This is a genomic window from Bifidobacterium pullorum subsp. saeculare, assembly GCF_016899725.1.
GTDB lineage: Bacteria > Actinomycetota > Actinomycetes > Actinomycetales > Bifidobacteriaceae > Bifidobacterium > Bifidobacterium pullorum_C.
The window spans coordinates 94,177-105,402 of sequence record NZ_JACLYU010000002.1 but is presented as its reverse complement, the minus strand read 5'-3'; the positions used below and the strand labels follow the sequence as shown (position 1 = coordinate 105,402).

Here is an 11,226-nt window from a genome sequence, read left to right as displayed (position 1 = left end):
CACGCGATAACAGTCGGCCGGCAACTGTGATACTGTTCTCTATAACAGCCGAACAGTTCGGCTGCGATGTCGACAACCACCAACCCCAGAAAGGACACCGCATGAGGCTGATCATCTCATCCGTGTCCGGCGAACCCATCTACGAGCAGATCAAGACGCAGATCAGGGACGCGGTCCTCTCCGGCGAGCTCAAGGCCGGCGAGGCGCTGCCCTCCTTACGCAAACTGGCCAAGGAGCTGCGCGTCTCCGTCCTCACCGTCACCAGGGCCTACAACGAACTGGCCGACGAAGGCGTGGTGCGCAACGTGCAAGGCAAGGGCTGCTTCGTCATGGACCGCGGCAACGAGGCCATGCGGCGCACCCTGGCCGGCCAGGCCGAACAGAGCCTGGACGAGGCCTGCGCCGCGGCCCGTGCCGCCGGCATGACGCCAAAGGAGCTGCACGGTCTGCTCGACGAGGTATGGGCCCGCCGGTCGTCCTGACCGACCGCCGAAGGAGTCACCATGACCGCCCCGCACCAGGAGCCGATGGCACTGTCCGTCACCGGCCTGACCAAACGCTACGCCTCCGGATTCACACTCGACGACGTGACCCTCGACCTGCCCATGGGCTACATCATGGGCCTGATCGGACCCAACGGCGCCGGCAAATCCACGCTCATCAAACTCATCCTCAACATGGTCCGGCGCGACGCCGGCACAATCGAGGTGCTCGGCCTCGACAACATCGCCCGCGAGGAGGACGTCAAGCGCAACATCGGCGTCGTCTTCGACTCCAGCTACTTCGTGGAAACCTGGACCGTGGGCAAGGTCGGCCGCGTGATGCGCGGCTTCTACGAACGCTGGGACGACGCCGGCTTCGCCGCCCACCTGCGCCGCTTCGGCCTCGAGGAGACCAAGAAGATCAAGGAACTCTCCCGCGGCATGCAGATGAAGCTCATGCTCGCCGTGGCGCTGAGCCACGACGCCCGCCTGCTCATCCTCGACGAGCCCACCAGCGGCCTCGACGTCATCGCCCGCGACGAGCTCATGGACCTGCTCGCCGTCTACATCGAACCCGGCGACCGCTCCGTGCTCTTCTCCACGCACATCACCGCCGACCTGGAACGCTCCGCCGACTTCCTCACCTACATCACCGGCGGCCGCGTCTACTACACCGGCCCACGCGAGGAATTCGAGGAATCCTTCCGCCTGCTCAAGGGCGGCCCCGAGGAGCTGACCGGCGCGCTCGCCGGCGCCGCAGTCGGTCTACGCCGCTACGAGACCGGATTCGACGCGCTCGTGCGCACCGAGGACTTGGCACGCATCCTCGGGATGCCGGATGGGGTGGCAGACGCTGTGTCCTCACTGGCTGTGGAGCCCGCCTCCATCGACGACGTGATCCTGCTGACCAACGCCGACGACACGGCGCCGGACGCCGGGAAGGAGGACTGACATGGCCGCCGTCGCATGCCCCCGCCCGGCCTGGCACGGCGTCCTGGCCGCCTGTCGACTGGACGCCGCCCGCCTCTTCGGCGGACGCGCCGGCACGGTGGCCTGGCTGTGCTGGCCCATGCTCGCCGCCATGGTCATCGCCCTCCTGCGAGTGGGCGGCGTGGACGACCTCGACTTCACCATCGGCGGCATCCAGGGGGCGGCGTTTGGCGTGACCGCCATCAGCCCGCTCAGCCTGTTCACGCTCGACGCCCGCGACGACGGGACGCGCATGAACGGCGTCGTCCCCGCAACTCCGACGCACCGCGTGCTGGGACGCTATCTGACGATGGCCGTGCTCATCGCCGTGTTCGCTGTCAACCTGGCGGTCATCCAGCTTGTTCTCGCCCTGACGGACCAGACCGGACCCGATGGCCGGTGGGGCACAGCAGCGGGTGTGGTGGCGGCGCTCGTCGCTTCGGCCCTGCTCATCGAGGCCGCGGTCATGCCCTGCTTCTACCGATGGGGCATGTCCTCCCTGCGGTTCATCTTCACCGTGGCCATGTTCGCGCTCATCCTGCTGCCATTCCTGGCGGTGCTGCTCGTCAGCCGTCTTCCGGACGGCGCCCGGCGGGCGGTCATGGACGCGGTGCGCTGGCTGGCGGTTCACCCGCCCGTGACTGCGGCGATCGCGGCGGCGGTCCTCGTCGCCGCCTGCGCGGGCTCGCTGGCGACATCCCTGCACGTCGTGCGCACCCGGGCGGGGGAGCGGGAATCGAAGGCCCCGGCCGCGCAGGCCACGGCCCGGACCGTGCCGGCCACGCCACGGTCCCACCCCGCCGCCATGGCGCCGGTGCTGCGCGTGCTGCGCCTCGACCTCATGGATCTGTGGCCGGACAGCCCCGGCGAAGGCGTCACCCTGCTCATCCCCTTCGTGTTCCTCTTGCTCGTCCCGTTCGCCGGAGCGGCCGCCACATTGCCCATCTGCGCCGCGGTCACCGTGTTCCTGTGGTCGTCGAGCGCCTGGGGCCTGTTCCAGACCACCACGCACAGCCAGTACGGCCGCTTCGCCGCGCTGCTGCCCGTGCGCCGCGGCCGCCAGGTCACGGCCCGCTGGATCGCCATCGGCATCGCCGGACTGGCCTGCCTGGTGCAGCTCGCCGTCGAAGCCGTCATGCTGGTGCTGGCCGACCCCACGGGACTCGCCCCGTCTGCGGCGGCGATGACTGTGGGTCTGGGCATGGCGGCGTACCTGCTGGCCGCCGCCGTCATGACCCCGCTGCTCTACGCCTTCGACTTCATGCGCGTGCTCCAGATGTTCTGGTGGGGCGTGGCCTTCCTGGTCATTGGTGGCACCGTCATCTCCGCGTTCATCCCCGTCGCAGTCAGACAGGCGTTCGTCGACGCCCTGCGCACCGTGTCTGCCGGCGGCTGGCTGGCCGGCGTCTTCGCACTCGCCGTGCTCGGCTGGGCCGTGGCCATCCCCGTCTCCCGCGCCATCTGGACGCGCCGGCAGCTGTAGCCGGCCGCGGGCGGCGTGACGGAACTCACACGCTCTGGGCGAAGCGCGCCGGTGACATCGCAGGCAAACGCGGCTACCCTGAAAGAGCACCAGATTGTGCCGCGCGGACGGGGCGAGGCGCCCCGACAGCCGAGCGGCGGATGCGAAAGGACATCATTATGACGATGCTGCAGCACGAGATCTGCGACTTCAAGGTCCAGGCCTTCCAGAACGACGACTTCCACGAGGTGACCAAGGCCGACGTGCTCGGCCACTGGTCCGTGTTCTTCTTCTACCCGGCCGACTTCACCTTCGTGTGCCCCACCGAGCTCGAGGAGCTCGCCGAGGCCTACCCGAAGTTCAAGGAGGCCGGCTGCGAGATCTACTCCGTCTCCTGCGACACGCACTACGTGCACAAGGCCTGGCATGACGCCAACGAGAAGATCGCCAAGATCGAATACCCGATGCTGGCCGACCCGACCGCCACGCTGGCCCGCGACCTTGACACCTACAACGAGGCCGACGGCGTGGCCGAGCGCGGCGCCTACATCCTCAACCCGGAGGGCAAGGTCGTCGCCTACGAGATGACCTCCTCCAACGTGGGCCGCAACGCCGACGAGCTGCTGCGCCGCGTGCAGGCCTCCCAGTTCGTCTACGAGCATGGCGACCAGGTGTGCCCGGCCAAGTGGCAGCCCGGCGACGAGACCATCGAGCCGAGCCTCGACCTGGTGGGCATGCTCTGATGGCGCCCACCCAGGACCTGTACGACGTCGTCGTCATCGGCGGCGGCCCGGCCGGACTGACGGCCGGGCTGTACCTGGCCCGCGCGCGCTACCGCGTGCTCGTCGTCGAGAAGGATGACTTCGGCGGCCAGATCACCATCACCAACGAGGTTGTCAACTACCCGGGTGTCGCCTCCGCCTCCGGCCGCGAGCTGACGGCCACGATGCGCCGCCAGGCCGCCGACTTCGGCGCGGAGTTCCTCTCCGCCGAGGTCACCGGCCTCGACCTGGACGGCGACGTGAAGACCGTGCGCACCTCGCGCGGCGACCTGCGCTGCTTCGGCGTGCTCGTGGCCACCGGCGCCAACCCGCGCCGCCTCGGCTTCGACGGCGAGGCGGAGTACGCCGGCCGCGGCGTGGCCTACTGCGCCACCTGCGACGGCGAGTTCTTCACCGGCCGCGAGGTGCTGGTCGTCGGCGGCGGCTTCGCGGCCGCCGAGGAAGCCGTGTTCCTCACCAAGTACGCCAGCCATGTGACGATCCTCGTGCGCGAGGACGACTTCACCTGCGACGCCTCCGTGGCCGCGCCCGCCAAGGCCGACCCGAAGATCGACGTGCGCTACCACACCGTGCTCGACGGCGTCACCGCCGGCCAGGGCGGCCTGACCGAGGCGCGGATCCGCGACGTGGAGACCGGGGAGACGTCGGTGTGGACGCCGGCGGACGGCGGCACCTTCGGCGTGTTCGTGTTCGCCGGCTACGTGCCCGCCACCGCGTTGGTCAAGGGCCTGGTGGAGCTCGACGACGCCGGCTACGTGGTCACCGACCAGTACGGCGCCACCAGCGTGCCGGGCGTGTACGCCGCGGGCGACCTGAGGGTCAAGCACCTGCGCCAGGTGGTCACCGCCGTCTCCGACGGCGCCGTGGCCGCCGTGGAGCTGGAACGCTGGGCCAAGCAGATGAGCGAGCGGACCGGCCTGGTGCCGCCGCGCCCCGTCGACACCGCCTACGAACGCCGCGAGGCCGAGGCGGCCAAGGCCGCCGCCGGCACCACGCCGGCCCCCGCGCCCGCCCGCCGCTCCGACGACGCCAAGGCCGCCAGGAAACCCGGCGAACTGTTCAACGAGAACGTCAGGCAGCAGCTGGCGATGGTGTTCGGCCGGCTCGCCCGCCCGGTCACCCTGCGCCTGGAACTCGACGGCACGCCGCTGTCGGCCGAACTGGAGGGATTCGTCACCGAGATGGCGAAGCTCTCCGACGGCAAGGTGACGGTGGAACGCGCCGCCGACGCGCCGGCCGACGAGAACGGCCGCGCCGTCTTCGACGCGGACGACGCCCTGCCCGCCGCCCGCCCCTGCGTGCGCGTGTGCGTGCCCGGCGACGACGGGGGCGTGCGGCCCACCGGCCTCGCCTTCCACGGCGTGCCCAGCGGCCACGAGTTCAACTCCTTCGTACTCGGCCTGTACAACGCGGCCGGCCCCGGCCAGCAGGTCGACGCCGACAGCGCGGCGCGCATCGCGGCCATCGACGGCGACGTGGAGGTCATGCTCCTCGTGTCGCTGACCTGCACGATGTGCCCGGACACGGTGCTCGCCGCCCAGCGCATCGCCGCCGGCAACGCGCATGTGAGGGCCGAGGCCTACGACGTGGCGCACTTCCCCGAGCTCAAGGACCGCTACGGCGTGATGAGCGTGCCCTGCATCGTCATCCGCCACGGCTCCAGCGAGCCCACGGTGGAGTTCGGCAAGAAGAACGTCGCCCAGATGCTCGACCTCATCGGCGCCTGAGCGGCGCGCGCCCTGCGCGACAACGGCGATGGCCCCCGCAACCAGCGGGGGCCATCGCATATCCGGCGGGAACCAGGGCGCCGGGCCGTCAGTCCTGGCAGGCGCGGCGCACGTAATCGGTCATGGCGTCGACGGCCACCTCGTCGTCGAACCGCACCGCGGCGGTCTCCAAGCCGCGCAGCGCGGCCGGCGGCTCGGTGCCGGTGGCCTTGGCGAGCGTATCCATGCAGTCGAAGTCGGTGCCGGAGGCGTCCAGGCCCAGCGACTCGCACACGGTGCGCGGGAACTTGTACGGGCTGGCGGTGGACAGCACCACGCGCGGCACACCCTCCTCGCGCGGCATGAGCTGCGCCACGAACCAGGCGCAGGCGGTGTGCGGGTCGATCACATACCCGTTCTTCTCCCAGCAGTCGTGGATCGCCTCGCGCACCTGCTCCTCGTCCGCCCAGCCGCAGCCGAACAGGCGGCGGATCTTCGCCAGCAGCGTCTCCGGCACCTCGAACGCGCCCCACTGCTTGAGATCGCTCATGAGCATCGCGATGAGGCGGGCGTCGCCCTCGGACATGTAGTACAACATGCGCTCAAGATTCGAGGAGACGAGGATGTCCATCGAAGGGGAGATGGTCTGGTAGAAGGGGCGCTGGCGGTTGTACGTGCCGGTGGTCAGGAAGTCGAAGAGCACGTTGTTGCGGTCGGAGGCCACGACCAGATGCTTGACCGGCAGGCCCAGCTCCTTGGCGTAGTAGCCGGCGAGCACGTCGCCGAAGTTGCCGGTCGGCACCACGAACTCCACCTCGTCGCCGGCCTGGACGGCGCCCTGCTCCATGAGACGGGCGTACGCGGCGAAGTAGTAGACGACCTGCGGCACCAGACGGCCCACGTTGATCGAGTTCGCCGAGGACAGGCGCGTGTGCGCACGCTCCGCCAGCTCGCCGGCCAGACGCTCGTCACCGAAGATCGCCTTGACCGCGCTCTGCGCGTCGTCGAAGTTGCCGTCCACCGCGGCCACATGCACGTTGGCGCCGGTCTGCGTGGTCATCTGCAGCTCCTGCACCTGGCTGACCTTGCCCTTGGGGTAGAACACGGTGATCGCGGTGCCCGGCGCGTCCGCGAACCCGGCCAGCGCCGCCTTGCCGGTGTCGCCCGAGGTGGCCGTCAGGATCATCACGCGCTCGTCGCCGGCGCCCTCCGGCGTGGTGCGGGCCATGAAGCGGGGCAGGATCTGCAGCGCCACGTCCTTGAACGCGGAGGTGGGGCCGTGGAACAGCTCCAGCACCCAGTCGTCGCCCACCTGGCGCAGAGGCGTGATGGCCGGGTCCGCCCACTGGTCGCCGTAGGCCGCGCCGATGCAGTCGGCCAGCTCCCCGTCGGTGAAGTCGGGCAGCAGCGCGCCGAGCACGCGGGCGGCGATGTCCTGGTACGCCATGCCGGCGAGGTCGTCGATCCGCACCTTCGTCTCGCCGAGCTGGTCGGAGACGAACAGGCCGCCGTCGGCCGCCAGACCCTGGCGGATGGCCTGCTTCGAGGTGAGCGAATCGGTGGTGGAGCGGGTGGAATGGAACGTGGTCACGATGGGTCCTTACGGTCGGGTGAGCGGCACGATACGGGGCACCATCCTACCCGCCGCGCCACCCGGCGGCCCCGCCCGCTTCCGCATCCCGGGAACGGCACGGCGGCGGCCCCCTGCTGCGGTAGGCTTGGGCACATGGAGTTCCCTGAGATTCTCGAGGCGGTGTGCGCCCGCGCCGACGCCGCCGCGGCCGCGCAACAGGCGCTCGCCCAGGCCCCGGCCGAACGCAAGGACACGCTGCTGGAAGCCATCGCCGACGCGCTGTGCGAGCACGCCGAGCGCATCGCGGCCGCCAACGCCGCCGACATGGAGGCCGCCCGCGCCGCCGGCATGGACGAAGGCAAGCTCGACCGTCTCCTCTTCGACGCCGCGCGCGTGCGCGCCAGCGCGGACGGCGTGCGCCACGTCGCCACGCTGCCCGACCCCATCGGCGAGGTGGTGCGCGGCAGCACCCTGTCCAACGGACTCAAGCTGCGGCAGGTGCGCGTGCCGCTCGGCGTGATCGGCATGATCTACGAGGCGCGGCCCAACGTCACCGTCGACGTTGCCAGCCTGTGCCTCAAATCCGGCAACGCCGCCATCCTCAGGGGCGGCCACGCGGCCGAGCGCACCAACGCGGCCACGCTTGGGGTCATCGGCGGTGTGCTGGGGGAGCGGGGCCTCGACCCCGCGCTTATCGCCACCGTGGACGATTTCGGCCGCGACGGCGCCACCGCGATGATGGAGGCGCGCGGCCATATCGACGTGCTCGTGCCCCGCGGCGGCCGCGGCCTCATCCAGGCCGTCGTCGCCAACTCCAAGGTGCCGGTCATCGAAACCGGCGCCGGCAACGTGCACCTGTACATGGACCGCGCCGGCGACCCGGCGAAGGCCGTGCCGATCGTGCTCAACGCGAAGACCCAGCGCGTCGGCGTGTGCAATGCCGCCGAGAAGCTGCTCGTCCACCGCGACGTGGCCGGCTCCTTCCTGCCGCAGGTGGCGGCCGCGCTGTTCGAACACGGCGTGACCATCCACGCCGACGATCGTGCGTACGCCATCATCGACGCCGCGCTGCCCGGCCACGCCGACCCGCGGCTCGACCATCCCGGCAAGGCCGGCCTGGCGCACGCCACCGACGGGGACTGGGACACCGAATACCTGGCGCTGCAGATTGGCGTCAAGGTGGTCGACTCGCTCGACGAGGCCATCGCGCACATCAACGCGCACTCCACCGGCCACACCGAATCCATCGTCACCGAGGACTACCGTGCGGTGGAGGAGTTCACCGCGCGCATCGACTCCGCCGTCGTTATGGTCAACGCCTCCACGCGCTTCACCGACGGCGGCGTGTTCGGCTTCGGCGCCGAGCTGGGCATCTCCACGCAGAAGATGCACGCGCGCGGACCGATGGGACTGACGGAGATGACCACCACGAAATGGATCGGCTACGGCAACGGGCAGGTGAGACGATGAGCGCGAACGACACGAAGGAGCAGACCGCCGGCGCAAACGGCGGACAGGCGCCGGTGCTGCCCGGCATGGAGACCGTCACCGACATCACGCAGCTGCGCCCCGACCTCGACCTCGACGACCCTCGCACCGGGCTCAAGCTCGCGGCCGAACGCCTGAGCATCGTGCGTTACGTGTTCCTCGTGCAGATCGAGGACGGCATCGCCTCCGCCTCCCAGCGCGCCTCGCTCGAATACGCCGACGCCGTGCTCATCGGCTGGCCCGACGCCGACTCCAAGGAGGTCGTGGACCTGGGCGACGACCAGCTCAAGGTGGTGCGCGAGCACATGGCGCTGATGGAGCAGTACATTCGCCGCTTCTCCCAGATGGAACGCGAAGGCGACGTGGACGGCATGACCGACACGCTCATCCGCATCACCGAGCGCGTGGCCGAGGTGCGCGGCCTCTACCAGCCTGGCTTCCCGCTGCCCACCTTCGCGGAGATCCGCCGCGTGGTGCAGGAGGAATGGGACGAGGACATGGGCCGCATCGACCCGGACGGTGACGTCAACCCCACCGCCGACCAGATCGAACGCGAGACCGAGCAGGAGGACCACGAGGCCGCCGCCGAGGCCGGGCGCCAGGACGGCGGCAAGGACGGCGCGCGGCGATGAGCGTGGACGGGACGGCGCCCGCCGGCGCACCGGTGCCGACCGACACCAGGCGCATGTCCGACCTGAGCATCGAGGCCGGGGCGGCCACCGCCGTCACCGCGGCGGGCCGGCACGCCCGCCGTTCCGCACGCGGCAACTGGCATGAGCATCCGCGCATCGGCATCATGGGCGGCACCTTCGACCCCATCCACAACGGCCACCTGGTGGCGGCCAGCGAGGTGGCGTGGGTGTATGACCTCGACGAGGTGGTGTTCGTGCCTACCGGACGGCCGGTGTTCAAGCTCGACAAGCAGGTCACCAACGCGGAGGACCGCTACCTCATGACTGTCATCGCCACCGCCTCCAACCCCAAGTTCACCGTCTCGCGCGTGGACATCGACCGCCCCGGCGTCACCTACACCATCGACACGCTGCGCGACCTGCGCGCCGAGCACCCCGACGCCGACCTCTACTTCATCACCGGCGCCGACGCCGTGGCGGAGATCATGCAGTGGAAGGACGCCGAGCTCATGTGGGACCTCGCCCACTTCGTGGCCGTCACCCGCCCCGGCTATACCTCCCCGGAGGGCGTGAGCCTGCCCGAGGGCAAGGTGGACACGCTGGAGATCCCCGCCCTGGCGATCTCCTCGACGGACGTGCGTCGGCGGGCCCGCAACGACGAGCCGGTGTGGTACCTGGTGCCCGACGGCGTGGTCCAGTACATCGGCAAGCACGGCCTGTACCGCAGGTGAGCGCGCGGGCGTAGTCCCGCGCGCAGGCTCCCGGGCCGGGGCTCAGCCCGCCAGTCCCATCCTGAACTTGAGGGTCATCACACGTTCGGCGGAGCGGGTGACTTTGGCCGCGAACGCGGCGTCGGAGGCGGCGCGGGCGTTGAGCCCGTCGAGGATCGGCGCCACCAGGTCCAGCTCGCCCACGCAGGCTAAGTCACCGCCCGCGTCCACCAAGCGCACGCCCAGCTGGTCGGAGGGGATGGCGCTCACCGCCGCCGCGGACAGCGAATCCGAGGTGACGACGCCCTGATAGCCCTGCCGGCCGCGCAGCTCGCCGTCGATGATCGCCGACGAGAACGCCGCCGGCGCGGAGGGGTCGATGGCCTGGTAGGTGGCCAGCGCCATCATCACCATCGCCGGCTGGGCGTCCCTGATGACTTGGTGGAACGCACCGATTTCGGCGCCGTCGAGCGTGGTGGTCGTGTCGGTGATCCCCTCGGCGGTGAAATCCGTGTTGCCGGTGACCGCGCCGAGACCGGGGTAATGCTTGACCGAGGTCTCCACGCCCGCGTCTCGCATGCCCTCGACGAACGCGGAGGCGTGGGCGGCGTTGCCCGCCGCATCCAATCCGAAGTCACGGTCGAGCGCGCCGATGGGCGCGTTCGAGGCGCGGGCCACCTGCACAGTGCCCGCCACCGGCGCCAGGTCCACGTTGATGCCGGCGGACTTGAGCTGGCCGCCCCAAGCGGCCGCCGAGGCGCGCAGCTGGTCCGTGCCCATCCGCCCCTGTTCGACGGCGCTGGGCATGCGGTCGAATCCGGCCCCCCTGAGGTGCTGGACCTGCCCGCCCTCCTGGTCGGTGGTCATGAGCAACTGGCTGCCTGCCGGCGCGTAGGACTGCAGCGCGTCGGTCGCGGCTTTGACGCCGGCGACGCCGTTGTTCCAGTTGCCGATGATGAGCACGGAGCCGACATGGCGGTCCTGGACGAGCGCGCGGAGCGCCGACGGGTCGGTGCCGGCGTACAGCGGCGCCATCACCAGCTGGCCGACGCGCTCGTCCATCGTCATCGCCTCGACGGCGCGCTTCGCCTTGCCCTCGGGGGAGTCGTCCCGCTGGGGCTCGGCCTGCCGGTCCTCATCGCCGGCGCCGTCCTGCTTTTGGCGGGCCGGCTTGTCCTGCGCCGTGGCGGCCGGGTCGGGGGAGGCGGGCCGCGGACCCCGGGCCACCAGCCCGGTCAGGGCGAACGAGAGGGCGAACACGACGATGAACGTGACGATGCCGGCGACGACGCCCACGGCGCGGCCATGGCGCGCCGCATGGACCTTCCTGCTGCTCATGGCCCCAGCCTACCAACCGCCGCGCCGGCCCGGCGCCAGCCCCGTCCGCCCCCGGCATAACGGGCGTTCCCGGCCATTCGATAG

10 protein-coding genes are annotated in these 11,226 nt (G+C 70.6%); 8 read left to right on the top strand and 2 right to left on the bottom strand.

Annotated elements, in window-relative coordinates; genetic code table 11:
- Positions 1-101 precede the first annotated feature (101 nt).
- The 5 genes from H7U32_RS01850 to H7U32_RS01830 all read left to right on the top strand — a co-directional run bounded on the left by H7U32_RS01850 (position 102) and on the right by H7U32_RS01830 (position 5,422).
- A complete protein-coding gene (locus H7U32_RS01850; protein WP_204467543.1) occupies positions 102-482 on the top strand; it encodes a GntR family transcriptional regulator in 381 nt (126 codons plus the stop codon).
- Positions 483-503: 21 nt separating this feature from the next.
- On the top strand, positions 504-1,433 hold the full coding sequence (locus H7U32_RS01845) for an ABC transporter ATP-binding protein (protein WP_204467541.1): 930 nt from the start codon (positions 504-506) through the stop codon (positions 1,431-1,433).
- Position 1,434: 1 nt separating this feature from the next.
- Positions 1,435-2,934 carry an ABC-2 transporter permease gene (locus H7U32_RS01840; protein WP_204467539.1) on the top strand — a complete coding sequence of 500 codons (1,500 nt, stop codon included), beginning with the start codon at positions 1,435-1,437 and terminating at the stop codon, positions 2,932-2,934.
- A gap of 158 nt (positions 2,935-3,092) precedes the next feature.
- Positions 3,093-3,656, top strand: coding sequence for a redoxin domain-containing protein (locus H7U32_RS01835; RefSeq protein ID WP_204467537.1), 564 nt, complete (start codon positions 3,093-3,095; stop codon positions 3,654-3,656).
- Complete coding sequence (locus H7U32_RS01830; RefSeq protein WP_204467535.1) at positions 3,656-5,422, top strand: FAD-dependent oxidoreductase; 1,767 nt, start codon at positions 3,656-3,658, stop codon at positions 5,420-5,422. Before H7U32_RS01835 ends, H7U32_RS01830 begins: the two co-directional genes overlap by 1 nt.
- Before the next feature lie 88 nt (positions 5,423-5,510).
- Here the strand turns inward: H7U32_RS01830 and thrC are convergent, their stop codons facing one another.
- Entirely contained in the window at positions 5,511-6,995 is a 1,485-nt protein-coding gene (thrC, locus tag H7U32_RS01825; RefSeq protein WP_204467769.1) for a threonine synthase, read from the bottom strand.
- 132 nt (positions 6,996-7,127) lie between these two features.
- Here thrC and H7U32_RS01820 point away from each other — a divergent pair, with 132 nt between their 5' ends.
- From H7U32_RS01820 to nadD, 3 genes are all read left to right on the top strand, one after another.
- Positions 7,128-8,444, top strand: a complete 1,317-nt coding sequence (locus H7U32_RS01820; RefSeq protein ID WP_204467533.1) for a glutamate-5-semialdehyde dehydrogenase — start codon at positions 7,128-7,130, stop codon at positions 8,442-8,444.
- 65 nt (positions 8,445-8,509) lie between these two features.
- The gene (locus tag H7U32_RS01815) at positions 8,510-9,094 is read left to right on the top strand and encodes a phosphoribosylglycinamide synthetase (protein ID WP_204467767.1); all 585 of its coding nucleotides are present in this window, start codon (positions 8,510-8,512) and stop codon (positions 9,092-9,094) included.
- Positions 9,091-9,825, top strand: a complete 735-nt coding sequence (gene nadD / locus H7U32_RS01810) for a nicotinate-nucleotide adenylyltransferase (protein WP_204467531.1) — start codon at positions 9,091-9,093, stop codon at positions 9,823-9,825. Before H7U32_RS01815 ends, nadD begins: the two co-directional genes overlap by 4 nt.
- Before the next feature lie 42 nt (positions 9,826-9,867).
- Here the strand turns inward: nadD and H7U32_RS01805 are convergent, their stop codons facing one another.
- Entirely contained in the window at positions 9,868-11,142 is a 1,275-nt protein-coding gene (locus tag H7U32_RS01805) for a glycoside hydrolase family 3 protein (RefSeq protein WP_204467529.1), read from the bottom strand.
- Between the last annotated feature and the right edge of the window lie 84 nt (positions 11,143-11,226).

What these genes read in the sequence shown, in the direction of transcription:
- H7U32_RS01850 (WP_204467543.1), top strand. Translation starts at nt 102, where the DNA reads ATGAGGCTGATCATCTCATCCGTGTCCGGCGAACCCATCTACGAGCAG.
- H7U32_RS01845 (WP_204467541.1), top strand. Translation starts at nt 504, where the DNA reads ATGACCGCCCCGCACCAGGAGCCGATGGCACTGTCCGTCACCGGCCTG.
- H7U32_RS01840 (WP_204467539.1), top strand. Translation starts at nt 1,435, where the DNA reads ATGGCCGCCGTCGCATGCCCCCGCCCGGCCTGGCACGGCGTCCTGGCC.
- H7U32_RS01835 (WP_204467537.1), top strand. Translation starts at nt 3,093, where the DNA reads ATGACGATGCTGCAGCACGAGATCTGCGACTTCAAGGTCCAGGCCTTC.
- H7U32_RS01830 (WP_204467535.1), top strand. Translation starts at nt 3,656, where the DNA reads ATGGCGCCCACCCAGGACCTGTACGACGTCGTCGTCATCGGCGGCGGC.
- H7U32_RS01820 (WP_204467533.1), top strand. Translation starts at nt 7,128, where the DNA reads ATGGAGTTCCCTGAGATTCTCGAGGCGGTGTGCGCCCGCGCCGACGCC.
- H7U32_RS01815 (WP_204467767.1), top strand. Translation starts at nt 8,510, where the DNA reads ATGGAGACCGTCACCGACATCACGCAGCTGCGCCCCGACCTCGACCTC.
- nadD (WP_204467531.1), top strand. Translation starts at nt 9,091, where the DNA reads ATGAGCGTGGACGGGACGGCGCCCGCCGGCGCACCGGTGCCGACCGAC.
- H7U32_RS01805 (WP_204467529.1), bottom strand. Translation starts at nt 11,142, where the DNA reads ATGAGCAGCAGGAAGGTCCATGCGGCGCGCCATGGCCGCGCCGTGGGC.